This is a genomic window from Caulobacter segnis, from assembly GCF_029543125.1.
GTDB classification, from domain to species: Bacteria; Pseudomonadota; Alphaproteobacteria; order Caulobacterales; family Caulobacteraceae; genus Caulobacter; species Caulobacter segnis_D.
Genome location: NZ_JARQWW010000003.1, coordinates 400,620 through 425,122 on the forward strand (window position 1 = coordinate 400,620; position 24,503 = coordinate 425,122).

At 66.1% G+C, this 24,503-nt stretch carries 20 protein-coding genes; 13 read left to right on the forward strand and 7 right to left on the reverse strand.

What is annotated here, in order from left to right:
* Nucleotides 1–88 precede the first annotated feature (88 nt).
* Complete coding sequence (locus P7B02_RS11075) at nucleotides 89–583, reverse strand: hypothetical protein (RefSeq protein ID WP_277786403.1); 495 nt, start codon at nucleotides 581–583, stop codon at nucleotides 89–91.
* A 131-nt stretch (nucleotides 584–714) separates the two neighbouring features.
* Between P7B02_RS11075 and P7B02_RS11080 the strand changes: the two genes are divergently transcribed.
* The 3 genes from P7B02_RS11080 (at nucleotide 715) to P7B02_RS11090 (ending at nucleotide 3,484) form a co-directional block, all read left to right on the forward strand.
* Nucleotides 715–1,560 (forward strand): aldose 1-epimerase, encoded by an 846-nt coding sequence (locus P7B02_RS11080; protein ID WP_277786404.1) that lies wholly within the window; start codon nucleotides 715–717, stop codon nucleotides 1,558–1,560.
* Nucleotides 1,560–2,555 (forward strand): P1 family peptidase, encoded by a 996-nt coding sequence (locus P7B02_RS11085; protein WP_277786698.1) that lies wholly within the window; start codon nucleotides 1,560–1,562, stop codon nucleotides 2,553–2,555. The genes P7B02_RS11080 and P7B02_RS11085 overlap by 1 nt, the downstream gene beginning before the upstream one ends.
* Nucleotides 2,556–2,617: 62 nt before the next feature.
* Nucleotides 2,618–3,484 carry an SMP-30/gluconolactonase/LRE family protein gene (locus P7B02_RS11090; protein WP_277786405.1) on the forward strand — a complete coding sequence of 289 codons (867 nt, stop codon included), beginning with the start codon at nucleotides 2,618–2,620 and terminating at the stop codon, nucleotides 3,482–3,484.
* On the opposite strand, the gene P7B02_RS11095 is transcribed toward P7B02_RS11090, so the two are convergent.
* Entirely contained in the window at nucleotides 3,474–5,048 is a 1,575-nt protein-coding gene (locus tag P7B02_RS11095; protein WP_277786406.1) for an aldehyde dehydrogenase (NADP(+)), read from the reverse strand. The two genes, P7B02_RS11090 and P7B02_RS11095, sit on opposite strands and share 11 nt — an antisense overlap.
* A 220-nt stretch (nucleotides 5,049–5,268) precedes the next feature.
* Here P7B02_RS11095 and kdgD point away from each other — a divergent pair, with 220 nt between their 5' ends.
* The 3 genes from kdgD to P7B02_RS11110 all read left to right on the forward strand — a co-directional run bounded on the left by kdgD (nucleotide 5,269) and on the right by P7B02_RS11110 (nucleotide 8,829).
* On the forward strand, nucleotides 5,269–6,213 hold the full coding sequence (kdgD, locus tag P7B02_RS11100; RefSeq protein ID WP_277786407.1) for a 5-dehydro-4-deoxyglucarate dehydratase: 945 nt from the start codon (nucleotides 5,269–5,271) through the stop codon (nucleotides 6,211–6,213).
* Between the two features lie 83 nt (nucleotides 6,214–6,296).
* The gene (locus tag P7B02_RS11105) at nucleotides 6,297–7,211 is read left to right on the forward strand and encodes a LysR substrate-binding domain-containing protein (protein ID WP_277786408.1); all 915 of its coding nucleotides are present in this window, start codon (nucleotides 6,297–6,299) and stop codon (nucleotides 7,209–7,211) included.
* Between the two features lie 49 nt (nucleotides 7,212–7,260).
* On the forward strand, nucleotides 7,261–8,829 hold the full coding sequence (locus P7B02_RS11110) for a carboxylesterase/lipase family protein (protein WP_277786699.1): 1,569 nt from the start codon (nucleotides 7,261–7,263) through the stop codon (nucleotides 8,827–8,829).
* Here P7B02_RS11110 and P7B02_RS11115 read toward each other — a convergent pair.
* The 3 genes from P7B02_RS11115 to P7B02_RS11125 are packed head-to-tail and all read right to left on the reverse strand — an operon-like array spanning nucleotide 8,826 to nucleotide 13,201.
* A complete protein-coding gene (locus P7B02_RS11115) occupies nucleotides 8,826–9,995 on the reverse strand; it encodes an SGNH/GDSL hydrolase family protein (protein WP_277786409.1) in 1,170 nt (389 codons plus the stop codon). The genes P7B02_RS11110 and P7B02_RS11115 overlap by 4 nt on opposite strands.
* Before the next feature lie 21 nt (nucleotides 9,996–10,016).
* The gene (locus tag P7B02_RS11120; protein WP_277786410.1) at nucleotides 10,017–11,861 is read right to left on the reverse strand and encodes a hypothetical protein; all 1,845 of its coding nucleotides are present in this window, start codon (nucleotides 11,859–11,861) and stop codon (nucleotides 10,017–10,019) included.
* The gene (locus tag P7B02_RS11125) at nucleotides 11,858–13,201 is read right to left on the reverse strand and encodes an MFS transporter (protein WP_277786411.1); all 1,344 of its coding nucleotides are present in this window, start codon (nucleotides 13,199–13,201) and stop codon (nucleotides 11,858–11,860) included. The genes P7B02_RS11120 and P7B02_RS11125 overlap by 4 nt, the downstream gene beginning before the upstream one ends.
* A 310-nt stretch (nucleotides 13,202–13,511) precedes the next feature.
* Here P7B02_RS11125 and P7B02_RS11130 point away from each other — a divergent pair, with 310 nt between their 5' ends.
* The gene (locus tag P7B02_RS11130) at nucleotides 13,512–14,417 is read left to right on the forward strand and encodes a helix-turn-helix domain-containing protein (protein ID WP_277786412.1); all 906 of its coding nucleotides are present in this window, start codon (nucleotides 13,512–13,514) and stop codon (nucleotides 14,415–14,417) included.
* 264 nt (nucleotides 14,418–14,681) lie between these two features.
* A complete protein-coding gene (locus P7B02_RS11135; protein WP_277786413.1) occupies nucleotides 14,682–15,521 on the forward strand; it encodes a winged helix-turn-helix domain-containing protein in 840 nt (279 codons plus the stop codon).
* Nucleotides 15,522–15,836: 315 nt separating this feature from the next.
* Here the strand turns inward: P7B02_RS11135 and P7B02_RS11140 are convergent, their stop codons facing one another.
* Nucleotides 15,837–18,794 carry a TonB-dependent receptor plug domain-containing protein gene (locus P7B02_RS11140; protein WP_277786414.1) on the reverse strand — a complete coding sequence of 986 codons (2,958 nt, stop codon included), beginning with the start codon at nucleotides 18,792–18,794 and terminating at the stop codon, nucleotides 15,837–15,839.
* A gap of 269 nt (nucleotides 18,795–19,063) precedes the next feature.
* Entirely contained in the window at nucleotides 19,064–19,534 is a 471-nt protein-coding gene (locus P7B02_RS11145; protein WP_277786415.1) for an Lrp/AsnC family transcriptional regulator, read from the reverse strand.
* A 94-nt stretch (nucleotides 19,535–19,628) separates the two neighbouring features.
* Between P7B02_RS11145 and phhA the strand changes: the two genes are divergently transcribed.
* From phhA to P7B02_RS11170, 5 genes are read left to right on the forward strand one after another with little or no spacing between them, the layout of a single operon-like run.
* A complete protein-coding gene (phhA, locus tag P7B02_RS11150; RefSeq protein WP_277786416.1) occupies nucleotides 19,629–20,498 on the forward strand; it encodes a phenylalanine 4-monooxygenase in 870 nt (289 codons plus the stop codon).
* Complete coding sequence (locus P7B02_RS11155) at nucleotides 20,495–21,703, forward strand: amino acid aminotransferase (protein WP_277786417.1); 1,209 nt, start codon at nucleotides 20,495–20,497, stop codon at nucleotides 21,701–21,703. The genes phhA and P7B02_RS11155 overlap by 4 nt, the downstream gene beginning before the upstream one ends.
* The gene (gene hppD, locus P7B02_RS11160; protein ID WP_277786418.1) at nucleotides 21,700–22,773 is read left to right on the forward strand and encodes a 4-hydroxyphenylpyruvate dioxygenase; all 1,074 of its coding nucleotides are present in this window, start codon (nucleotides 21,700–21,702) and stop codon (nucleotides 22,771–22,773) included. Before P7B02_RS11155 ends, hppD begins: the two co-directional genes overlap by 4 nt.
* Before the next feature lie 39 nt (nucleotides 22,774–22,812).
* Entirely contained in the window at nucleotides 22,813–24,126 is a 1,314-nt protein-coding gene (hmgA, locus tag P7B02_RS11165; protein ID WP_277786419.1) for a homogentisate 1,2-dioxygenase, read from the forward strand.
* Entirely contained in the window at nucleotides 24,123–24,503 is a 381-nt protein-coding gene (locus tag P7B02_RS11170) for a Rieske (2Fe-2S) protein (RefSeq protein ID WP_277786420.1), read from the forward strand. Before hmgA ends, P7B02_RS11170 begins: the two co-directional genes overlap by 4 nt.

Genomic DNA, 24,503 nt, shown 5'->3' on the forward strand with positions numbered 1-24,503 from the left:
ATTCGGGCTCGAAAATCGTTTCCTCGCCACGATCAGAGACCGAGGCAAGCGCTCTGACAAGGGTGACTCTTGATAAGTTTGCGACAGCCTACTTGGCCGCCAGGGTTTCACCCTTGGCGAACTTGCTGGCGAAGCGGTCGAAGGCGCGGTTGGCGTCGCCCCAGGTCCCGCGCCACCAGGCTTCCCGGATGTCGTTCTCATACCAGCTGTACGAGACAGGCGTGCTGGCGCCGCCAGGAGCGCTGTAGGAGCCGGTCACCGAAGCGCCGCCGATGCTGAAGCTCTGGTAGGAGAGGCCAGGCGTGCGGGCCATCTGCTGCATGGTCGGACGGTTGGGCCTTGCGTCGGCGATGACCAGGTCCAGGCGGCCGCCTTGCGGGTTCAATTGCCCGGCGCGCTCCAGTTCGCGTTCGACGGTGCGCTTCAGGTCGCCTCTCAGATCGTCGAGCTCCCGGGCGCCGAGCTCCGGCGTCTTCTTGGCCAATTCGGGCCCGATGGAGACGGTGATTTCCGACACCGGGGCGGCAAGCGCGGCGCCGGCGGTGAAGGCGGTGAAAACCAGGGTGGCGGCGAAGGCGCGCATGACGGCTCTCCTCTCGTTCTAAGGCATCATATGCATGTTTAGTAAAAACTGCATATTGAAATTTCCCCGGCGGGTTGGCGAGGCTGGACGGGCTGGCTAGGGTCCGATGCCTTGAGTGCGGGGAGGCGGCCTTGATCCGATTGGCGAACGAACGTGGCGAGGTCGAAGTCCGGCCCGAACTCGGCGCCGGCGTCACCGCCTTCCGGTGGGACGGCTACGACATCTTGCGCCCGACTCCTGCGGACGCGGACGATGTCCTGCAGATGGGCAACTTTGTGCTGGCCCCCTTCTGCAATCGTATCCGCGATGGCGCGTTCGTCTTCGACGGACAGGCTGTACGCCTGCCGCCGAACCTCGGCGATCAACCTCATGCCTTGCACGGCCAAGCCTGGCGGCAGCCCTGGCGTGTCATCGCACAGACATCGACGGCGCTAGAGCTGGCCTACGAACACACACCAGGCGACTGGCCCTGGCGCTACGAGGTGGTTCAGACCATCAGCCTGACCGAGAATGGACTGGTGCAGACCGCGACCCTGACCAACACCGACGCCCGCGCGATGCCCGCTGGCCTGGGCTTTCATCCAGCTTTCCCGGCGCCCGCGGGGACGCGCCTTCAGGCCGATGTGCGGGGCGTCTGGATGATCGACGAAGAGGTCATGCCGACGGACTGGCGTCCCCTGGACTGGGGGCCGGACTGGCGCAGTGGCGCTCAGGTCGATAGCGGGACCTTCGTGGACAACAGCTACACCGACTGGGGCGGCGAGGCTGTGCTGACAGGCCTTGCGCCCAAACCTGTGCGACTGGAGGCTTCGTCCAACTGCCGCTGGCTTCACGTCTTCGCCCCGGTCGGCGGCGGCTTCGTCTGCGTGGAGCCGGTCAGCAATCGTCCGGATCCGTTCAATGGCGATGACAGCGGCCTCCAGATCCTCGCGCCGGGGGAGGGCATGACCGTCTCCATGTGGCTTTCGGTGCGCTGATCATGCGCCCGGGCCCGCTCAACCTGATCACGGACGTACCCGGCTTCACGGTCGGCAACGCCGTCGACGAAGCCGCGGCCACGGGCGTCACGACCCTGTTCTGCGGCGGTCTATGGAAGGCGGCCGTGGATGTACGCGGCGGCGGTCCTGGCGTGCGGGAGACCGACACCCTGTCGCCGGAAAACCTGGTCGGCGCGGCGCACGCCGTCGTGCTGACCGGCGGCTCGGTCTTTGGCCTTGCAGCAGCCGATGGCGTCGCGACGGGCCTATCCCACCGAAACGTGGGCCTGCGCCTGCAATCGCACTCGCCGGCGATCCCCATCGTGCCGGCCGCTGTGCTGCATGACCTCGGCAATGACGGCGACAAGGCCTGGGGGCTGGAGCCGCCCTATCGGCGACTTGGACTGGAGACGGTTGACACCGCTGGCGTCCGGTTTGATCTCGGCTCGACTGGCGCTGGGCGAGGGGCCATGGCGGGCCTTGTCGCTGGCGGGCTGGGATCGGCGTCGGTCGATCTTGGAGACGGCCTGGTTGTCGGCGCGCTGGTCGCCGTCAATCCGGCGGGTTCGGTCTATATGCCAGATGGCGAGACCTTCTGGGCCTGGCCGTTCGAGCTGGATGGAGAGTTCGGCGGTCGTCGTCCTGCGGGCGCCATGCCGGCGCCTAGCCCTATTCCGGATGACACCAAGCTGGCCCGGATGGGGCGGCTGCAGGCCGGCGCCAACACGACGATCGCCGTGGTGGCGGTGAACGCCGATTTGAGCACCGTCGAGTGCAGACGTCTGGCGATCATGGCGCAGGACGGCTTGGCTCGCTCCATCCGGCCGGTGCATACGCCCTTCGACGGCGACACCGTTTTTGCGGTGGCCAGCGGCGAGCAGAGCCTGGGTGAGGCCGGCTCGCGTCATCTGGCCGTGGCGCGCCTGGGCTCGGCGGCGGCGGACTGTCTGGCGCGCGCCATTGCGCGAGGCGTTCACGAGGCCCGCAAAGGCTAGACGACCGTCGTTCGGATATCTTACCACTGCCGCCAGGGAGCGGCCCACGGCCGAAATCAAGAATGACGGATGTTCAGTGCGTATGGGCGGTCGAGGCGGAACTCGGCGAGGGCCCGGTGTGGATGGCGGGCCAGAACGCGGTCTGGTTCGTCGATATCAAGAAGAAGAACATCCATCGCTTCGAACCCGCGACCGGCCGTCGGGACACCTGGGCGGCGCCGGATCAGCCGGGCTTCATCGCGCCGCGCAAGGCCGGCGGCTGGATTGCCGGCCTCAAGACGGGCCTGCACCATTTCGATCCGGGCAGCGGCGCCTTCAGCCTAGTCGCCCGGGTCGAGCCGCCGGAGCTGGGCAACCGTCTGAATGACGGCTTCGTCGATGCGCACGGCCGCCTGTGGTTCGGGTCCATGCATGACGGCGAGACCGACCTGACCGGCGCGCTCTATCGCTTCGACGGCGCGAACCTCGTCCGCTGCGACGACGGCTACTGCATCACAAACGGTCCGACCGTCAGCCCTGACGGGCGCACGCTCTATCACACAGATACTTTGAAGAAGACGCTCTACGCCTTTGATCTGGATGAAGAAGGTGGGCTGTCGAACAAGCGCGTGTTCGCTCAGATCGAGGATGGCGCGGGCTATCCCGACGGCCCGGCTGTCGACGCAGAGGGTTGTGTCTGGACGGGTCTCTTCGCCGGCTGGGGCGCGCGGCGCTATTCGCCCAAGGGCGAGTTGATCGACTTCGTGAAGCTGCCGGTGGCGAACGTCACCAAGATCGCTTTCGGCGGGCCGGACTTGAAGACGGTCTATGCGACGACCGCCTTCAAGGGTTTGTCCGCCGAGGAGCGGAAGGCCCAGCCCCTGGCCGGAGGCTTGTTCAGCTTCCAGGTCGGGACGCCGGGCCTTCCTCAGTCTTCGTTCAACGGGTGAGCGAGCCTTCCAGGCGACGCCACAGGCCGTAGGGGTTCTCGTCCTTCAGGGCCGCCGGCAGCAGATCTGCCGGGATATCCTGATAGCTGACCGGACGCAGGAAGCGCGCGATCGCCAGGCTGCCCACCGAGGTGGTGCGCGAGTCGGACGTGGCCGGGAACGGACCGCCGTGGACCATGGCGTGCGAGACCTCGACGCCGGTGCCGAAGCCGTTGACCAGGATGCGGCCGACCTTGCGCTCCAGAACGGGCAGCAGGGCGCGGGCGGCGTCATGGTCGGCGGCGTCGATGTGGATGGCCGCCGTCAACTGACCCTCTAGGGCGGCGAGCACCTTGCGCAGCTCCGCCTCGTCCTTGCAGCGCACGACCAGCGACGAGGAGCCGAACACTTCTTCCTGCAGATCGTGGTTGGCCAGGAACGCCGCGCCCGTGGTCGAGAACAGCGCCGCCTGGCCCTGATGGGTTTCGCCGGCCAGGCCGCGCGCCACCGTGGTCACCTCGGCATGCTTGGACAGAGCCTCGACGCCCGAGCAGTAGGACTTGTGAATGCCGGGGGTCAGCATGGTCTGAGCGGCGGCGCCGGTCAGAGCTTCAGCCGCGGCGTTGACGAACGCGTCCAGGCCGGCGCTTTCGACAGCCAGGATCAGGCCGGGGTTGGTGCAGAACTGGCCTGCGCCCAGGGTCAGTGAACCGACGAAGGCCTTGCCGATCGCTTCGCCGCGCGCCGCCAGGGCGTTCGGGAACAGGATGACGGGGTTGATGCTGCTCATCTCGGCATAGACCGGAATCGGCTCCGCACGAGCGGCGGCGATCTTCATCAGCGCCGTGCCGCCCCCGCGCGAGCCGGTGAAGCCCACGGCCTTGATGCGGGCGTCGGCGACCAAGCCCTGGCCCACGTCACGGCCGCTGTCGAACAGCAGGGAGAAAACGCCTTCCGGCAGGCCGCAATCGGCGACGGCCTTCTGGACCGCCAGGCCCACCAGCTCCGAGGTGCCGGGGTGGGCCGAGTGCGCCTTCACGATCACCGGGCAACCCGCCGCCAGGGCCGAGGCGGTGTCGCCGCCGGCCACCGAGAAGGCGAGGGGGAAGTTGCTGGCGCCGAACACGGCCACCGGGCCGACGGCGATGTTGCGCAGGCGCAGGTCGGGGCGCGGCGCCGGAGCGCGATCCGGCAGTGCCTTGTCGATGCGCACATCGAGGAAGCCGCCGTCACGCACGACGCCGGCGAACAGGCGCAGCTGGCCGACGGTGCGGCCGCGCTCGCCTTCCAGGCGGCCGCGCGGCAGGCCCGTCTCGGCCATGGCGCGGACGATCAGGTCGTCGCCCAGGTCGAGGATGTTCTGGGCGATCGCCTCCAGGAACTTGGCGCGGTCTTCGAGGCTGGTTTCGCGATAGGTGTCGAAGGCGGCCTCAGCCAGGGCGGCAGCCTTTTCCAGGTCGGCCGTGGTCGCGCCGCCGAAGGCCGGCTCCATAGCCGCGCCAGTGGCCGCCTCGACGCCGCGGATTTCACCGTTCGAGCCGCGCACGGCGGTCGCGCCGATCAAGAGGTTTCCGGCGATTGTCATTGGGGCAGGCTCCTGGGTAGGCTGGGGAGGCAAAGGTCAGACCTCCTATATAGGAAGTGATTGCGACGGATTGAACCAAAAGCCGCATCGGTCGATAGCGCCTTTGGCTTAGACCCGCATCGAAGCCCCCGATAGCGTCCCAGATCGATCGAGCGAACCTCGATCGCAGTGTTTTATCGACGCGCCTCCGAGGAAGGGCTGCGTTCGCACGAGGGCCATAATGAGCAGAATGACGCCGTCGGAGATGGCCGCCCAACTGGGCCAAGGTCTCCTGTCCTTCCCTGTCACCCATTTCGACGCCGAGCATCGCTTCGTCGAGGGCAAGTACCGTGAGCACTGCGGCTGGATGCTGCAGCGCAAGCTGTCGGGTCTGTTCGCCGCTGGCGGCACGGGCGAGTTCTTCTCGCTGACCCCGGCCGAGGTGGAGACCGTCGTCAAGGCCGCCGTGGCCGAGACCGCGGGCAAGATCCCCGTCATCGCCGGCTGCGGCTATGGCACCGCCATTGCGGTCGACCTGGCCAAGTCCGCTGAGCGGGCGGGCGCCGACGGCGTGCTGCTGCTGCCGCAATACCTGACCAACGCCACCCAAGACGGTCTGGCCGCGCACATCGAGGCGGTGTGCAAGGCGACCAAGCTGGGCGTCATCGTCTACAACCGCGATAACGGCGTCATCAACGAGGACACCCTCGAGAAGCTCTGCGACCGCAATCCGAACCTGGTCGGGTTCAAGGACGGCGTGGGTGATCTGGAGCTGATGATGCGGGTCTATGCCCGCATGGGTGATCGCCTGACCTATATCGGCGGCCTGCCGACCGCGGAGACCTTCGCCCTGCCGTACCTGGAGATGGGCGTCACGACCTACTCGTCGGCGATCTTCAACTTCCTGCCCGAATGGGCGCTGGAGTTCTATGACGCCGTGCGCGCCCGCGACCGCGCCAAGGTCATGGCCGGCCTGCGCGACTTCGTGCTGCCGTATATCGCGCTGCGCAACCGGGGCCGGGGCTACGCCGTGTCCATCGTCAAGGCCGGCATGACCGCCATCGGCCGCCCGGCCGGCCCGGTGCGCACGCCGCTCACCGACCTCACGGACGGCGAGATGGCCGAGCTGAAGGCTCTGATCGCCCGCGTTCAGCCGGACGCGCCGCGTCTGGCCGCCAACGGCTGAGACCTTATGACCGAGGCGAAGCGCTGCCTTTCCGGCGACGGATGGCGTAGCGTCTTCGCCCCGAGTCATGGAGGCGGCCGATCATGTTTGAACTGAGCCAGCTCCGCTGCTTCGTCGCGGCGGCCGAAGAACTTCACTTCGGCCGGGCGGCCCAACGCCTGAACATGACCCAGCCGCCGCTGAGCCGTCAGGTTCAGTTGCTGGAGCGCATTTTGGGCGTGACCCTGCTGGACCGCACCAGTCGGTCCGTGCGCCTGACGCCCGCGGGCAGAGCGTTCCTGCTTGAGGCGCGCCGCATTCTGCGTTTGGCGGAGAGCGCGGCGCTTGCGACGCGCCGCATCGCCTCGGGTGAGGCGGGGCGCATCGCTGTCGGATTCACGGCCGCCTCCGGCTACAGCTTCCTGCCGCGTTTGATCCAGTTGGCCAAGGCGCGCCTGCCCAATGTCGACCTGACTCTTCGCGAGATGGTCAGCGGCGAGCAGATCGAGGCTCTGCTGACCGGCCGCATCGATGTGGGTCTCGTCCGTCCGCCCATGAATCGGCTGGAGTTTGACAAGCTGCAGGTGGTGACCGAGCCGCTGGTGGCGGCCCTGCCGTCCGGCGATCCGCGCCTGGAGAAGGCGACGCTGACGCCCGAGGATTTCGACGCCAAGCCGTTCATCATGTATGCGCCCGAGGGCGCGCAGTACTTCCACAACATGCTGGTGTCGATGTTCGACGGGGCAGGGGTCTCGCCGACCTACGTCCAGCATATGAGCCAGATCCACTCCATGCTGGCGCTCGTCCATGCCGGTCTGGGCGCGGCCATGGTGCCCGAAGCGGCCATGCGCCTGCATTTCGACGACGTGCACTTCCGGCCGGTGGCCACCAAGCCTGAGCGCCCGGTGGAGCTGTTCATGGCGTGGCGCCGGGACAACGACAACCCAACGCTCGCGCCGCTGCTCGAACTCTGCGCCGCCGAGTTCTCGGGCGGCGCGCCGCCAGCCGCCAGAACCTGAAACGACAGAGCCCATCCAGCGGGCCGCCGGAGGAGACGCCATGACGAAGATGACCCCCAGCCGCCGCAGCCTGATCGCCGCCGCGGCCCTGGCGCTTCCAGGCGGCGCCTTCGCCGCGACGAGCATGTCGCCGGTCGCCGACACCCAGTACGGCAAGGTCCGCGGCTACACCGAGAACGGCGTCCATGTGTTCAAGGGCGTCCGCTATGGCGCCGACACCGGACCTCGACGCTTCATGCCGGCGATGGCGCCCGTCCGTTGGACCGGTGTGAAGGAGGCGATGGCCTATGGCCCCGCCTCACCCCAGAAGAACATCAAGGAGCCGACCAGCGAGGACTGCCTGTTCCTCAATGTCTGGACGCGCGGGCTCGCCGACGGCGGCAAGCGGCCGGTGATGGTCTATGTCCACGGCGGCGCGCATGCCTCCGGCTCAGGTTCTAGCCCGCTTTATGACGGGGTGAATCTTGCGCGGCGCGGCGATGTGGTGGTTGTGACGGTCAATCACCGCCTGAACGTCTTCGGCTACAACGGATTCGGGCGTCTGGCGCCGGATGGTCCGTGGGCCGACAGCGGCAATGTCGGCAACCTGGACCTGATCCTCGCCCTGCAGTGGGTGCGGGACAACATCGCCCGGTTTGGCGGTGATCCGGGCAATGTCATGGTCTTCGGCCAGTCGGGGGGCGGCGCCAAGCTCGTCACCCTGATGGCGATGCCGACGGCCAGGGGCCTCTATCACCGCGTGGCGACCATGAGCGGTCAGCATGTCCATGCCATGGGCTCGATCCACGCCGCCCAGCGGGCCCGCGCCTACATGGCGCACCTTGGCCTGAAGCCTGACCAGCTCGACGCACTACGGACCATGCCGGTGGAGAAGCTGACCGAGGCCCTGCGGATGACCGATCCGCTGACGGGCGACGGGGACATCATCTTCTGGTCTGTCGTGGATCACCGCAGCCTGACGCGGCACCCGTTCTTCCCCGACGCTCCGCGCGAGAGCGCCGACATCCCGATGATCATCGGCAACACGCATGATGAGACCAAGGCCTTCCTGGGCGGCGATCCCAAGAACTTCCAGCTCAACTGGGACGAGCTGCCGGCGCGTCTGGAGCCGGAGCTGGTGCTGGATGTGGACACCAATCACGTCATCGCGCGGTATCGGGAGCTGTATCCGAACTACTCGCCCAGCGACGTGTTCTTCGCCGCCTCGACAGCGGGGCGGTCCTGGCCCGGACATCTTGTGCAGGCCGAGCAGCGGGCCCGGATCGGCGCGCCGGCCTGGATGTACCAGTTGGACTTCGGCTCACCGCTCGATGGCGGCAAGATGGGCGCCTACCACAGCTTCGACATCGGCTTGGTCTTCGACAACTGCCACGTTCCGGAATCCAAGACCGGGAACACGGCGGAGGCCCGCGCCGTCGCTGCCAGGATGAGCGACGCCTTCATCGCCTTCGCCCGCATCGGAAATCCGAACACGCCGTCGATCCCGAACTGGACGCCGTACGAGCTGGAGCGTCGGTCGACGATGATCTTCGACGTCGAGGCGCGGATGCAGGACGACCCCCGCCGCGAGGAGCGCCTACTGTTCTCCGTCGCGCCCTATTTCAAGCCGGGCAGCTAGTCGAAGAGCTTCGGGTCCACCGCCGCGGCCATGGCGGCGTAGCCGGCGTCGCTGGGATGAAGCCAGTCGCCGCTTTGGAACTCGGCCCGCAGACGGCGCGGATTGGCCGGGTCCCGGGTGGCGGCGTCGAAGTCGGCATAACCGTCGAACGCTTTGCTGGTGCGGATCCAGGCGTTCACGGCCTGGCGCGTGGCCTCGCCCCCTTCGGTGAAGTAGTTCGCGCCTTCATAGGGCGGGATGGTCGCGCCGATGATCTTCAGGCCGCGAGCATGAGCGCGCGCGATCAGTTGGCGATAGCCGTTGATCAGGTCATCGGCGATCACCGGCTGGTGCGCGAACTCGGGCCGCGTCGCCCGGCCGATGTCATTGATCCCTTCCAGCACCATCGCATGGGTGACGCCGGGAACCGCCAAGACGTCGCGGTCGAAGCGCGACAGGCCGCTGGAGCCGGATATGTTGTTCAGCAGGCGATTGCCGCCGATGCCGACATTGACCACCGCCGCGCTCTTCAAACGGTCCGCCAACTGATCGGGCCAGGCGCGCCAGGCGTCGGGCGTTGAGCTCGAGCCCTCGGTGATGGAGTCGCCGATCGCCGCGATGACGACACCCTTCCGCGATCGCTCGACCTCGACGCCGGTGATCAGCGCCCCAAGGCGCATGACGGGGGTGTCGATCCTGGCGGCGGTCTGATCGCCCGCCGCCATCCGCTGGCGCAGCCTATGGCCGGGCAGGGCGGTCTCGTTGGGCAGGAACAGGCTCACGGCCAGCTTGTCGAAGGCTTTCACCGGCAGATCGACAGGGTCGCTGACGTAGGGCGCGCCGGCTGGAATGGTCACGACGCTCTTGCCGCCGAAGGTTACGGGATGGTCTGCGTCACCCTTGGCGACACGGACGGCGCCGAGGACCAGCGGGGCGGCGCCGAACTCGTTGCTGACGCGCAGGCGCACGCGGCCGCCGTCAGCAGTGACCCGCACGATCTGACGCAGTGTGGCGTTGGAGACCACAGCAGGACCCAAAGGTCCCCGCCGGTCGTCGGCGCGCGGTGTCCCCGTCGGGGTCTCGGATACGCCCGCCGGGGCCCAGCCCCACGCTCCGCTCCAGACCTGCGCCGCCGCGCCGTTGGAGATGACGAGGGCGGCGCTGAGGGCGATCAGGACGAGACGCACGGCTTTCTCCTCGATGCTCGCCTAGCGTTCCCATGGGAAGGCGAGGGTGGGCTGATTCACGTAGCGGTCCATGGCAATGACCAGCCGAGCGCCTGAGCCGGGCTCCAGGGTGACGGTGAAGGTCGAGGCGTTCACGGCGTTGGCCTTGCCATCCATGGCGACGCTGCGGATTTGGTGTTCGCCATAGCCGCCGCCCTGGATGGTGACAGTGCGGGTTTCGATCGCGCTGAGATTGACCAGGGTCACGGCGGTGCTGTCGGCCGTCATGGCGTCGACCAGGGCCGCCACATCTTCCGGCACGCCCGCGCGGCGAGCGATGGGATCGAAATAGCGCAGGCGGCTGTACATCGGCGAGCCGCCGACATTGGGGGAGCTTTGGGCCCAAGGCGGTCGGCCGATGTGGATGGCGCCCTGCATCAGATGCAAGAGGGCCGCGACGCTGGCCGGATTCTTGTTCAGCGCATCATCGGCCAGGCGAGTGTCGGGCGAGCTCTTGTCGTCGCGCTGCAGCAGGGCGCGATCTTGGACGCGCTTGAGATCCTTGCGCAGGGCTTCAGCCGGATAGCCCGGATTTTTGCCTTCGAGGTAGGACAGCCACGGATGCTCGCCAGTCCGCGCGCGGTCCGAGGCACGCTGCGACATGTACCAGATCTCGAAATTGTTCTGCCGATACTCGCCCGGCGCATAGCTGTACCAGCCGTTCGGGCCATACATGCGCGGCGCGCTGCGCTTGCCGTCGATGACCTTGGCGTTGGCGTTGATGGTGTCGTTCTGCTTGCGCCAGACGTCGAGGTACTTGTCGTCGCCGGTCAGCAGGTAGGCGTTCATGAAGGCCAGGACCGAGCGGGGGACGCGGTTGCGGTCCTCGCGCTTGTCTGTGCCCGGCACCTTGGGGCTGAAGCCCCAGCCATAGACGCCGCCCCACCAGTTGCCGTCGGCCGCGCCGCCGATCTTGCCGTCCAGCCCGATGTTGCTGGGCAGGACGTTGTTGTTGGCGCGGGCCCGCTCGACCCAGGCGTCCACATACTCCAGCAGCCACGTCCGGTACTTCGGCTCGTGGTCGAGCATATAGGCGTTCAGCGCCAGAGTGGTGCTGAGCAGGTTCAGGGGATTGTCGCCCACCACGTCGCCGTATTCGGCGTAGTGCTCGAGTGTCTCCTCGTAGCTCTTTTCGCCATGTCCCAGATCGAAGCGGTTCTCGACTTCGAAAGGATCGCCCGCCCATTCCTGAGGCGTGGCCTTGCGCAGCAGCGGGCCCCGACTGCCGTTGAAGGCGCTGCGGATGATCTTGACCTCAGGGTCGTAGTTGGGAGCGCCCGGGTCTTCGCCCATATAGAGGCCGGCGTAGCGGCGGGCCCGATCGCGAAAGCGCGGGCTGTTGGGGTCGGACAGGCCCTGGACGTTGAACATCGTCAGGCCCTCGCCGTGATGCTGCCAGTCCAGCATCGTGGGAAATTCCTTGTAGTACATGCCGTCGCGCCCGAAGGAGACCTCGGTTGTCTTCGCGGCTGTGTACTGACGAAGGTGACCTTCCCAGCCCTTGGTGTAGAGTGTCTTGACGCGATCGGACGCACCCAGGGAATGCAGGATCGGCCAGTCATTGAAGTGTTCGGCCGCATCGTCCGGGCCATCGTTGGCGCCCCACCGCTCGTAGGCGAGCAGATAGCCGCGATCGTCGAAATAGCGGTTGTAGAACGCCTCGCAGGCGGCGGCGTTGGCCCTCAGCAGCTCGCGTTCCAGCAGCGCCCACTCGGGCGGCGCCATGGGGGTCGAGATGCGAAGCAGCGGCTTGGCGGCGGCCTGGCTTGCGGCGGCGAGCAGCGGCGCGGCGGCCGCGGCGAACAGGAATGCGCGACGTCCGATCATGCCGCGGCCTTCACGGGCTTCAGCTCCAGGCGGCGGATCTTGCCGACCACCAGGAAGTAGGCGGCGATCACAAGCAGGCAGTGCGCGCCCACGAAGATCAGCGCCCCGTCGAACGATCCCGTGCCCTGCACGATGTAGCCGATGACGATGGGGGTCACGATGCCAGCCGAGTTGCCGAAGGCGTTGAAGATGCCGCCCGTCACGCCCGCCAGCTCCTTGGGCGAAGTGTCGGACACGACCGCCCAGCCCAGGGATGCGATGCCCTTGCCGAAGAACGCCACGGCCATGACCACGACGATCAGCCACTCCTGCTCGATATAGACGCAGGCGATGATCAGCGACGACAGCAGCATGCCGATCAGCAGCGGCGTCTTGCGAGCGATGTCCAGCGAGCCGGTCTTCCTCAGAAGGCCGTCGGAGATGACGCCGCCCAGCAGGCCGCCGAGGAAGCCGCAGAGGGCGGGGGCGGCGGCGGCGAAGCCGGCGTCGAGGATCGACATGCCGCGTTCCTTGACCAAGTAGATCGGGAACCAGGTGACGAAGAAATAGGTGAGCACGTTGATGCCGTACTGGCCCAGATAGACCCCCAGCAGCATGCGGCTGGTGAGCACCTGCTTGACGTTCGCCCAGGTGAAGGCCTTGCCGCGCTCGGCGGTCTTCTCCTCCATGCGCACCACGCCGCCGCCGCTTTCGATGTAGTCGAGCTCGGCCTTGTTGATGGCGGGATGTTCGATGGGGCTGTGAACGATCTTCCAGAACACGGCGGCGGCTACGATGCCGATGCCGCCCATGACGAAGAACACTGAATGCCAGTCGAAGGTGTGGACCAGCCAACCCATCAGCGGCGCGAAGGCGACGAGCGAGAAGTACTGGGCTGAGTTGAAGATGGCCGAAGCCGTGCCGCGCTCCGACCCGGGGAACCAGGCGGCGACGATGCGCGCATTGGCGGGGAAGGAAGGGGACTCCGCCAGGCCGACCATGAAGCGCATGCAGAACAGCACGGCGGCCGCGCTGGCGCCGGTCAAAAAGCCGGTGAAGCCCTGGACCAGGGTGAAGAGCGACCAGATGACCAGCGCGCTGGCATAGATGAGTTTGGTGCCCCAGCGGTCGAGCAGGGCGCCGCCGGGAATCTGGCCAAGCACATAAGCCCAGGCGAAGGCGGACAGGATGTAGCCCATGGCCACCGGATCCAGCCCGAGATCCTTGGAGGCGGCGTCGCCGGCGATCGAGAGGGTGGCGCGATCCGCGTAGTTGATCGTGGTGATCAGGAACAGGATCAGGATGATCAGATACCGGACCCGCGTCCGCTTTGAACTGGAATCGGCTGCGGCGGATGTCATCGACCAACCTCCCTTGAATCGACCTTTCTTCTGAAGGCCTGGCTTGACGATAGGGGCGAGGGGACAGGGCGTCTAAGTCAATTCGCCTATGGACCGATACGTCGAAGGCATGGATCGCGCTCTTTGATGCAGGCTGTGACTTGAACGCGACGGAAGGCCTGCACGCCCTTCCGGACTGCGCAAAACGTGCTTCGTCACCCTTTCGGCAGAGCAATGTCAGTGAATCGTCAGCTTTCCGTCAGGACGCGGAGCCCGGATTTCCACGAGCATCACGACGTTCGCTGGGGCGGTGACGAAAGGTCCTGATCAGATGTTCGACGGTGAAATGGAAAGCGCGGCGCAGCGTAGCGGGAAGCAAATCGACGAACTGCTGGCCTGCATCGCGCCGGATCATGAGAGCCGGGACCTGACGCCGAAGTCGGTCCAGAAATTCCACATCATGGCGGTGCGCGCCGGTGTGGGACGGCATGACGGACTCCTCTGGCCGGCCTTCTCGCTGGTCCGCCAGGCGAGCGCTCTTCGGGTGGCGTCCAGCCGCTTTGACGGCGCCGCTTTCGAAGGCGTGCTCGAAGCTGGTTCGATCTCGATCATCGCGCCTGGCGCCTGCATCGAGTCCGACTGGCTGTCGCGCCCGCAGGCGCACTACATCCACTTCGCCGATGACGATGTTGAAGAGGCGCTGGCGCGAAGTGGAAGCGGGCGGACGCCGCAGCTTCGCTCTGAGCTGAGCGTGGATGACAGCGTGCTGCGCGGGATGTTCAGCAACCTGGTGCTGGAGGCCGAGCAGGGTTGGCGCAACGGGGAGATGTTCGGCGAGTGGCTGGCCATGGCCATCCTGGAGCGCGCGGTTCAGGCGAATGTGCGGGAGTCCCAGCCCAGCTCGGACGGAACCGGCAAGCTGACCGCCCGGCAGCTGGCGCGGGTGCTCGGCATGATCGAGGCGCGCATAGACCAGGACGTCAGTCTGACCGAACTGGCGAACGCTGCGGGCCTCAGCCGTTACCACTTCGCCCGATGCTTCCGGGGCTCGCTCGGGGTGTCTCCTGTCCAGCATGTGATCAACCGGCGACTGGAGCGGGCGAGCAAGCTGCTGACCGCCAGCCGCCTTCCGGTGATCGAAGTGGCTTTGGCCTGCGGCTATGACAACACGTCCAACTTCGCCCGGGCGTTCAAGCAGCGCTATGGAGTGACCCCCACGCAATATGCCCGTCAGTAACGTCGGTATTTCAATTGAGGCGGGAAAAAGTCCTGTACGAAACTTAATTCTTTAAGCGCTTACGGGGTCGGTCCGGCGCTGGTAACGTCGAGTTACGATTGAATCGGATGCTTCGGGCCATCCGAGAGTGACTGGGCGATGACTGAACAGGCCGCGACATATTCGCGACAACGCGAGGTTGATCTGCTTGGCGAAGCTCCATTCGCCATCGGACGCCTGTCTGTTCGGCCCCGCACATTGGAGATCGAGGGTCCGCAAGGCTCCGTGACGGTCGAACCCCGCGTCATGGAAGTCCTGGTCGCGCTCCACCGCGCCAATGGCGAGACCCTCAGCCGGGACGAACTGAACGCCGTATGCTGGATGGGCCGGGTGGTGTCGCTGGACGCCCAGACCCAGGCGGTTGCTCGGCTGCGTCGCGTCCTGATCCAGGATCCCTCGGTTGAGGTCGAGACGGTCAGCAAGATCGGCTATCGCCTGCGTGTCAGCGAGCCCGTTGCGCCTGTCCTGCGGAAAGCCAACAACCCGCCGATGCAACGTCGCCGGCTGCCGATGTTCGCTGCGGCGGCGTTTGGAGCCACTACGGCGGCGGCCGCCTTCGCTGTGATCTGGATGGCGTCGAACGCGGCGGGAGCCGCCTCCAGCCTGGCCGCCGTCGAGCGAGAGGGCGCGGATGTGACCCTGTCGCCGGATGGCTTGATGCGCGCCTTCGCCAGCGCGCCCCGAGGCGGCCAGCGGGACATCTATCTGCATGTCATGGCCAAGGGAGCGCCGGTTCGACTGACTCGGACCGATGCTGACGAATATGGTCCGGTCTGGTCGCCGCGCGGCGACCGGCTGGCGTTCGTGCGCCACACCTCGGACGACAAGTGCCTCATCCTCACTGCCGTCGTGCAGGAGCGTTCGGAGCGTATCGTCGGGCGATGCTCAGGGGCGACATCCACGCGTCTGACCTGGGCGGACGGGGACACTCTGATCTCCTCCGACCGCGCGGAGACCGATGGCGCACGCCGCATTCTGGTCCTGGACGTGCGAGATGAAGAGGGAGCGGACGCCTTTCAACTGGCGGCCCTGAATCGTCAGCCGCTGAAGCGGCCGCTTTCATAATATTCTGTAATAATAATATCTTACGGCAATATCTGCCTGTGACTAGCAGGACCTGCCGAGCGGCCGCGTGCTGAGCGTCGCATAAAGGGCGTCCGGAAACCTCCATCCCATTTTCCGGCGCCCGCTCGATCTTGCGCCACCTCGCAGGTCGGGCGGGCGGTTGATGGCCTCGCCATCAGGATGCTTTCCTCAATCCGGTCATGTTCCGTCTGTCGCCGCGCGGCGCGTGACCGTATCCGCGCAGCGGATGTCTGGCGCAAAGAAAAAGGGCGGCGGACCGAAGTCCGCCGCCCCCGTTCAGGATTCGCCGAGCTCTTAGTACTTGAGCGTGGCGTTGATGAAGAACATCCGGCCCAGGACGTCGTACACGGCCGGGAAGCCGCTGTTCGACGGCGAGGCGTTGCCCGCCAGGATCGGATAGGATTCCTGGGTCAGGTTGCGGACGCCGCCGGTCAGGTTGACGTTGTCCGTGACCTTCCAGTCGGCGGACAGGTCGATGTAGTTCTTCACGCCGATCTTCTCGACGACGTAGGTCGTCGCGTCGTTGCCGTCGCGAACGTCATCCAGGAAGCTCCAGACGAGGTTCAGACCGACATTCTCATACGACCAGTTGATGGCCGTGCGCAGCTTGTGACGCGGCAGCGGCACGCCCTGCGGGTTGATGTTGGTGTTGGCGCAGGTCGAACCGAACTGATCGATGCAGTTCTTGGCCGAGGCCAGGGCGTCGGGCTGGAAGGAGTTCTTCCAGCTGTTGGTGTAGAGCGACTTGATCGACACGCCGCCAACGTCCGGCAGGCCGACATCGGCCAGGTCGAAGCGGTAGCTGACGCCGACGTCGATGCCCTCGTTCTTCAGGAAGCCGCCGTTGACGTTGGCCGCCTGCACGAAGTCGATCGAGCCGTTCGGCAGACGACGGATCGCCTGGCAGTACGGCGAAGCCGCGTTGCCGTTCACCGTCGAGCCGTAGCAGATGTTCATGATGCTCTGGGTCGAACCGCCGAAGCTGGTGATCACCTTCTCGATCGAGATGTCGTAGTAGTCGACGGTGATGGCCAGGCGCGGGATGAACGACGGCTGGTAGACGAAGCCGGCGGTGAAGGTCTCGGCCACTTCCGGCTCGAGGTTCGGGTTGCCGCCGTTCAGGGTCTGGGTCTGAGCATTGGCCGCGATCGTGCCGACGAGGTTCGCCGCCAGACCGGAGTTGATGCAGGCCTGACGGACCTGGGCGTTCGGAGCGCCACGAGCCGAGCAAGGATCGGTCGAGGTCGGGAAGCCGTTGCCCAGCGGTTGGAACAGTTCACCCACCGACGGCGTGCGGATGGCGCGGTTGAACGAGGCGCGCAGACGCAGATCGTCGTTGATCGCCCAGTCGCCGGCGATCTTGAAGGTTTTGGTCAGCTTGTCCTGGGTCGAGTAGTCGGCGATGCGGCCGGCCAGCTCCAGGTTCACCGACTGGGCGAACGGCAGGTCCTTCACCAGCGGGATCAGGGTTTCGCCGTACAGTTCGTACGTGTCGAAGTCGCCCGAGACCGGTGGCGAAGCGTTGAAGCCGGTGACGTTGCCGACCGCAAGATCCTGCGACGGACGGAAGTCGAAGGACTCGTAGCGATACTCGGCGCCGACGGCGAAGCCGATGCCGCCGGCAGGCAGGGTGAAGAAGTTGTCGGTGTTGCCGCTGACGAAGGCCGCGCTCACCAGTTGCTCGTAATCCTGCGAGGACTCGATGCGGGTCTTGATGAAGTTGGCGGCTTCAGCCGAGATGCGGCCGCGACCGAACAGGTTCACCGGGACGCAGCCATTGGACGGGTCGAGGCAGCCCGTGCCGGCGGCGTTCAGCAGCAGGCCCTGCTGGATGCGGGCGAGGCTGGTGTCGCCGAGCAGCGAGCTCGAACCATGGGTGTTGCCGTACTGGATGTAGGCTTCCCACCCGCCGTTGATGCCCGACAGGTCGCCGCGCAGGCCCAGTTGGGTCTGGAAGCCATAGAAGTTGTACTTCTGGATACGCGGGCCGACTTCGCTCAGGCGGCGGTTGAACACGCCGCTGACGGTGTCGAAGACGCCGTCGCCGTCAGTGTCGACGTCGGTGTAGGTGCCGGCCGCCCAGGAGGCGCTCGACGGAATGGTGTAGGCGGTGCGCGAACCCAGGCTGTTCAGGGCCTGCTTGGCGGCGGGCGTCAGGAACGGGTTGTTGTCCAGGGTGAAGCGGAAGGTGCGGTTGCCGATCGGCGTCTCGGCCAGCTGCGTCGTCACGTTGGAGTAGACGAAGTTGCCCTTGGCGAAAGCTTCGATGCTGTCGGTGATCTTGTAGCTGCCGAGGGTCGTGACCGAATAGCGGGTCTGCGGGGTCTGCAGGTAGTTGATCGGCGCGAAGTTGTAGTTGTCCGGATCGCCGGCGTAGGCGCGGACGTCGCCGTTGGGCAGGAACAGGGCCGAGGTGGCGCTGGTGGCCGGCGAGCCGGGGACGGTCGGGAAGGTGCCGGTGGCGAAGCTGTTGACGCGGCCGTCTTCCTGGCTGTTCGAGCCGGAGGGGATCAGGCCGACGCCGGCCGCGCGCTGGGCGGCCGAAGGTTCGCCCCACGAGGTGGCCAGCAGGCCGCCGCGCTTGCCTTGGGTCAGCGGCTCACGGTCGCTGTAGCCGAGCGACAGGACCACGTTGCCGCGGCCGTCGGCGAAGTTGGCGCCCATGGTGGCGTCGAGGGTGTAGATGGGCGCGTCCAGGTCGTCGGTGTTCTGGTAGCCGGCGGTGAACTGGAAGCCTTCGAAGTCCTTCTTCAGGACGAAGTTGACGACGCCGGCGATGGCGTCCGAGCCGTAGACGGCCGAGGCGCCGCCGGTGACGACTTCCACGTTCTGGATCAGGGCCGGCGGGATCAGGTTGATGTCGACCACGCCCGACTGAGTGGTCGGGGTCTGACGCTTGCCGTCCACCAGCACGAGGGTGCGGACCGGGCCGAGGCCGCGCAGGTTGACGGTGGCGGCGCCGCCCGAACCGTTGTTCACGGTCGAGGTCACGCCCGGAACCGCTTGCGGCAGGGTGTTCAGCAGGTTCTCGGTATTCACCACGCCTTGCTGCTGCAGTTCCTTCTCGCCGACCGTGGCGATCGGGCTGGAGGAGACGAGGTCAGGACGCGCGATGCGCGAACCGGTGACGACGATCTCTTCGACCGCGACTTCATCTTGCGCGTAGGCGGCGGTCGCCGAAAGCGCGGCGAAGGCCGCACCGCAGATCATGGACGACGCGAGCAGGCGCTCACGCATGGACTTGGTCTTCAATATTCTATCCTCCGACGGCCGCGCTTGCGGCCCGCCCCTAGAAGAGTGTGACGGCGTTCCCCCACCTGCCTTGTGGCCCGCGGCCCGCGTCCGATTTCTTGCGAATCGGATCGCGGCGTTCGGTCCGGGCAGACGGCGCCGGGTTCAGGGGTGTGACGGAGAGGTGAGGTCCGAGGCTCACTTGTTGCGCATGACATTCCGATCGTGCGCGCCAGGGCAGGTTTCGCTCAAAGTGTTGCTTTCCTGCACGGGCCGCGCAGCAAAGTCGGTCAGACGGGCACGGCCGTGGTATATTTCACCTGGCTGAGGGCGAAGTGTGACGCTGCAGTCGCCACCGCCGGGTGCTTGAGCAGGTCGTTCATCAAGAACCGCTCATAGGCGGCGACGTCGGGCACGACCACACGCATCAGATAGTCCCATTCGCCGGACATGGAGTGGCACTCCATGATCTCGCCCCGGGTCTGTATGAAGGCCTCGAACTTCTGACGGTCATCACCGGTGTGGGACTTCATGCGCAGCTGGCACATGACGTTGACGCCGCGCCCGACCTTTTCCGCATCCACGAGGCGCACGGCCTGTTTCAGCAGCCCTGCGGTCTCCAGCGCCTTGATCCGCCGCCAGCAAGAAGCCGGCGAAGCGCCCACCTGATCGGCCACGGCTGCATGACTGAGACCCGCGTCCTGCTGGAGAGCGCGCAGGATGCGGCGATCAATATCATCGAGCTGATCTGAATGTTTCATGGGTGGTCGAATTATCGATATGGCGTTTCAAAAATAGCGGGATATTCCGCAATTCTGAAAGCGTTTTATCAGGCTGATCGCCTAGCCTGCGATCATGACCCAAGTCTCGAAGCCGATGACGCCGCCGGAGGGTGCGGCCGCCGACTGGACCGTCCCGCAGGACTGGTCCCGGTACACGGCGGATGAGCACGGGATGTGGGACCTGCTGTTCGAGCGGCAGGCCCGGATGCTCAAGGGGCGCGTGACGCCGGCCTTCCTGCAGGGCCTCGACGTGCTGCGCCTCTCCAAGCCCGGAATCCCCGATTTCGAGGAGCTCTCCGAGCGGCTTCAGAAGCTCACCGGCTGGTCGGTCGTGGCCGTCCCGGGCCTCGTGCCGGACGATGTGTTCTTCGAGCACATGGCCAACCGCCGTTTCGTGGCCGGCAACTTCATACGCAGGCCCGATCAGATCGACTATCTGGAGGAGCCGGACGTCTTTCATGACGTGTTCGGTCATGTGCCGCTGCTCGCCAACCCGGTCTTCGCCGACTACATGCAGGCGTACGGGGAGGGCGGTCTGCGCTCCCTGAAATTCGGCTCGCTGGACAAGCTGGCGCGGCTCTACTGGTACACTGTGGAGTTCGGCCTGATCCGCGAGGCGGGCGATCTTCACCTTTATGGCGCGGGCATTGTCTCCAGCTATGGAGAATCCGTCTTCGCCCTGGATGACGCATCGCCTAACCGCATCGGGTTCGATCTGAAGCGCGTGATGCGGACCAAGTACCGTATCGACGACTACCAGCAGACCTACTTCGTCATCGACAGCTTCCAGGACTTGCTGCAGCAGACCCTCGATACAGATTTCGCGCCGCTCTACGCCGAGCTCGAAACCCTTCCAGATCTCGACACCGAAACCATTCTCCCGGGGGATCGCGTTCTCAATCGCGGCACCCAGGCCTACGCCGGAAAAAGGGCCCGCCTATGATCGATCTCAACACCGGGCCGGCGGCCCTGTTCGACGGCCTGCGTCCGCAGGCGCCGGATGCGCTGCTGTCCCTGATCGCCCTGTTCCGCAACGATCCGCGACCGCACAAGATCGACCTTGGCGTCGGGGTCTACAAGAACGAAGCCGGCGTCACCCCGGTGCTGCGCGCCGTGAAGGCGGCCGAGGGCATCCTGCTGGAGACGCAGGCCTCCAAGTCGTACCTCGGCCCCGAGGGCGACATGGGCTTCGTTGAAGCGCTGAAGCCCATCGTCTTCGGCGGCTCGACGAGCGGTGAGGAGCTGTTCGGGGTTCAGACCCCCGGCGGCACCGGCGCTCTGCGCCTGGCGGCGGAGCTGATCAATGCCGCGCGCCCCGGCGCGCGCATCTGGCTGGGCACGCCCAGCTGGCCCAATCACGCGCCGATCTTCGGGGCGGCGGGCCTGAAGACCGCGACCTATTCCTGGTTCGATCCCGCGACCCAGACGGTCCGCTTCGACGAGATGATGGCCGCCTTGAACAAGGCCGAAGCCGGGGATGTCGTCCTGCTGCACGGCTGCTGCCATAACCCTACGGGCGCCGACCTGACGCAGGACCAGTGGAAGACGGTCGCCCATGTGGTGGCGGCGCGTGGTCTGCTGCCCCTGATCGATCTGGCCTATCAGGGTCTGGGTGAGGGGCTGGAGGCGGACGCCGCCGGCGCGCGCCTGGTGATCGAGGCTGTGGACGACGCTCTGATCGCCTATTCCTGCGACAAGAACTTCGGCCTCTATCGCGACCGGACGGGTGCGCTGTTCTCGGTGAACCGCAATGTAGACCGCGCCGATCTGGTGCGCTCCAACATCCTGGCCCTGGCCCGGGCCAACTGGTCGATGCCGCCGGATCACGGCGGCGCTGTCGCCCGCATCGTGCTTGAGGACGCCGCCCTGGCCGCCGACTGGCGGGCCGAGCTGGAAGAGATGCGCGTGCGCATTGCGTCGGTGCGCGCAGCCCTGGCCGATGCCGATCCGCGACTGGACGGCCTGCGTCGTCAGCACGGCATGTTTTCTCTGCTGCCGGTCAGCCCGGCCCAGGTCTCGCACCTTCGCAGCGCCCACGCCGTCTACATGGCCGGTTCGGGCCGCATCAACCTGGCTGGCCTGACCGCCGCCACTGTTCCAGTTTTCGCGCAGGCCTTCGCCGCCTGCCTTGAGGGAGAATTCGCATGAGCACCGTCACCCAGGACAACCCGCTCGGTCTGGACGGCTTCGAGTTCGTCGAGTTCACCAGCCCCGATCCGGCGGCCATGAAGACGCTGATCGAACAGCTGGGCTTCGTTCCCTATTCCAAGCACCCGACCAAGGATCTGGTCCGCTACAAGCAGGGCCGCATCAATCTGCTGGTGAACCAGGAGACCGCCGGTCAGGTCGCGGACTTCCGCGGCGATCACGGCCCGTCGGCCAGCGGCATGGCGTTCCGTGTCGCTGACGCCAAGCAAGCCTTCGACACCGCCATCGCGCGCGGGGCCAAGGCCGCCGACGCAGGTCGCGGCGCTCTGGGCGAGGGCAGCTATGTGCTGGAAGGCATCGGCGGCTCGTACCTCTATCTGGTTGACCGCTATGGTGCGAAGGGCTCGATCTACGACGCCTGGGAGCAGATTCCGGGCGCGGCCGAGGCGGAAGCCGCCAACAATGTCGGCCTGGATCTGCTGGATCACCTGACCCACAACGTGCGTCGCGGCCAGATGCGGACCTGGTCGAGCTTCTACAATCAAATCTTTGGTTTCGAGGAACAAAAGTACTTCGACATCAAAGGGCAGGCGACCGGCCTGTTCAGCCAGGCGATGATCGCCCCCGACAAGGCGATCCGCATCCCGCTGAACGAAAGCCAAGACGACAAGTCCCAGATCGAGGAGTTCATCCGCGAGTACAACGGCGAAGGCATCCAGCACCTTGCCCTCACCACGGACGACATCTACGACACGGTGGAGCGCCTGCGCGCTCGCGGCGTGAAGCTGCAGGACACCATCGAGACCTACTACGAGCTGGTGAACAAGCGCGTGCCCGGCCACGGGGAGGATCTGGAGCGCCTGCGCAAGAACCGCATCCTCATCGACGGCAATGTCGGCGAGGAAGGCCTGCTGCTGCAGATCTTCACCGAGAACCTGTTCGGCCCGATCTTCTTCGAGATCATCCAGCGCAAGGGCAATGAGGGCTTCGGGAACGGCAACTTCCAGGCATTGTTCGAGTCCATCGAACTCGACCAGATCCGCCGCGGCGTGATCAAGGTCGACGCCTGATCTTCGTCTTCGGCCTGATCTTCGCCTTCGGGAGGAACCATGAACGACAGGCGTAACGAAGCGCCGGAAGCGTACGGGTCGGGTTTCTGCAACAGCTTCGCTTTCGAGGCTGTAGCCGGCGCCCTGCCGGTCGGCCGCAACTCGCCGCAGAAGGCGCCGTTCGGTCTTTATGCGGAGCAGCTTTCTGGCAGCGCCTTCACGGCGCCCCGGAACGACAATCGCCGCTCCTGGCTCTATCGCCTGCGGCCGACGGCGAGCCATGCGCCGTTCCAGCCCTATGGCGGCGGCAAGCTGATCCGCTCGGGGCCGTTCAACGAGGTCCCGCCGAGCCCCAACCGCTTGCGTTGGGATCCGCTGGCCATGCCGTCCGAGCCGACGGACTTCGTGGATGGCCTGACAACCTATGGCGGCAACGGCGATGTGGCGACGAACTCGGGCATCGCCATCCACCTCTATGTCGCCAATCGTTCCATGCAGGGGCGGGTGTTCTTCGACGCCGACGCCGAGCTGCTGATCGTGCCGCAAGAGGGCGCTCTCTTGCTGGCGACCGAACTGGGCCGCCTGTCTGTTGCGCCAGGGGAGATCTGCCTGGTCCCGCGCGGTGTGCGCTTCCGTGTCGAGCTGAAAGGCGCCGAGGCGCGCGGCTATGTCTGCGAGAACTACGGCGCGCCGTTCCGCTTGCCCGACCTTGGCCCCATCGGCGCCAACGGCCTGGCCAACAGCCGGGACTTCCTAACGCCGACGGCCTGGTACGAGGACATCGACGAGCCTTGCGAGGTGGTCCAGAAGTTCCAGGGCGGCCTATGGGCCACGACCTTGGACCATTCGCCCCTCGACGTGGTGGCGTGGCACGGCAATCTGGCGCCCTGCAAATATGATCTGGCTCGGTTCAACACGATCGGCACGGTCTCTTACGATCATCCTGATCCGTCGATCTTCACGGTTTTGACCTCGCCGTCAGAGCAGCCGGGCACGGCCAATTGCGACTTTGTGATCTTCCCGCCGCGCTGGATGGTGGCCGAAGACACGTTCCGCCCGCCGTGGTTCCACCGCAACGTCATGAGCGAGTTCATGGGCCTGATCCATGGCGCCTATGACGCCAAGGCCGGCGGCTTCGCGCCCGGCGGCGCGTCGCTGCACAACTGCATGAGCGGCCACGGCCCGGACCAGGAAAGCTGGGAGAAGGCGACCAACGCCGAGCTGAAGCCGCACAAGATCGAGAATACGATGGCTTTCATGTTCGAAAGCCGCTGGGTCATCCGCCCGACGCGCTTCGCCATGGAGACGCCGTTGATGCAGCTCGACTACGACGACTGCTGGAGCGGCTTCGACAAGGGGCGGCCGGTCGCTTGACCGAAGAGACGTCGTTCCGCCGCCTGCACGCCACGCCGGCCGGAGTGCGCCTTGGTCCGCTCGAACTGTTGGCGGACGGCAAGGCGCGCAATCTGGTGCTGGAGATCGGCGATGGCCGGTTTCATGGCTTTATCGTGCGCCGTGGCGAGGCTGTGTTCGGCTATGTGGATCGCTGCCCTCATGCCGGGCTTCCGCTGGCCCAGAAGCTGGACGACTATCTGACGCCGGACGGCGGGCTGATCGCCTGCAGCTGGCATAGCGCCTTGTTCGAGATCGACAGCGGCGTCTGTGTTGGCGGGCCGTGCGTGGGACAGAAACTGACGCCCTGGCCGGTCGAGGTCGTGGATGGCGTCATCAAGACGAAGCAAGGGGACTGA

Coding starts and splice junctions, on each gene's coding strand:
- P7B02_RS11075 (WP_277786403.1), bottom strand. CDS start 583: ATGCGCGCCTTCGCCGCCACCCTGGTTTTCACCGCCTTCACCGCCGGC.
- P7B02_RS11090 (WP_277786405.1), top strand. CDS start 2,618: ATGACGGATGTTCAGTGCGTATGGGCGGTCGAGGCGGAACTCGGCGAG.
- P7B02_RS11095 (WP_277786406.1), bottom strand. CDS start 5,048: ATGACAATCGCCGGAAACCTCTTGATCGGCGCGACCGCCGTGCGCGGC.
- kdgD (WP_277786407.1), top strand. CDS start 5,269: ATGAGCAGAATGACGCCGTCGGAGATGGCCGCCCAACTGGGCCAAGGT.
- P7B02_RS11105 (WP_277786408.1), top strand. CDS start 6,297: ATGTTTGAACTGAGCCAGCTCCGCTGCTTCGTCGCGGCGGCCGAAGAA.
- P7B02_RS11110 (WP_277786699.1), top strand. CDS start 7,261: ATGACCCCCAGCCGCCGCAGCCTGATCGCCGCCGCGGCCCTGGCGCTT.
- P7B02_RS11120 (WP_277786410.1), bottom strand. CDS start 11,861: ATGATCGGACGTCGCGCATTCCTGTTCGCCGCGGCCGCCGCGCCGCTG.
- P7B02_RS11125 (WP_277786411.1), bottom strand. CDS start 13,201: ATGACATCCGCCGCAGCCGATTCCAGTTCAAAGCGGACGCGGGTCCGG.
- P7B02_RS11130 (WP_277786412.1), top strand. CDS start 13,512: ATGTTCGACGGTGAAATGGAAAGCGCGGCGCAGCGTAGCGGGAAGCAA.
- P7B02_RS11145 (WP_277786415.1), bottom strand. CDS start 19,534: ATGAAACATTCAGATCAGCTCGATGATATTGATCGCCGCATCCTGCGC.
- phhA (WP_277786416.1), top strand. CDS start 19,629: ATGACCCAAGTCTCGAAGCCGATGACGCCGCCGGAGGGTGCGGCCGCC.
- P7B02_RS11155 (WP_277786417.1), top strand. CDS start 20,495: ATGATCGATCTCAACACCGGGCCGGCGGCCCTGTTCGACGGCCTGCGT.
- hppD (WP_277786418.1), top strand. CDS start 21,700: ATGAGCACCGTCACCCAGGACAACCCGCTCGGTCTGGACGGCTTCGAG.
- hmgA (WP_277786419.1), top strand. CDS start 22,813: ATGAACGACAGGCGTAACGAAGCGCCGGAAGCGTACGGGTCGGGTTTC.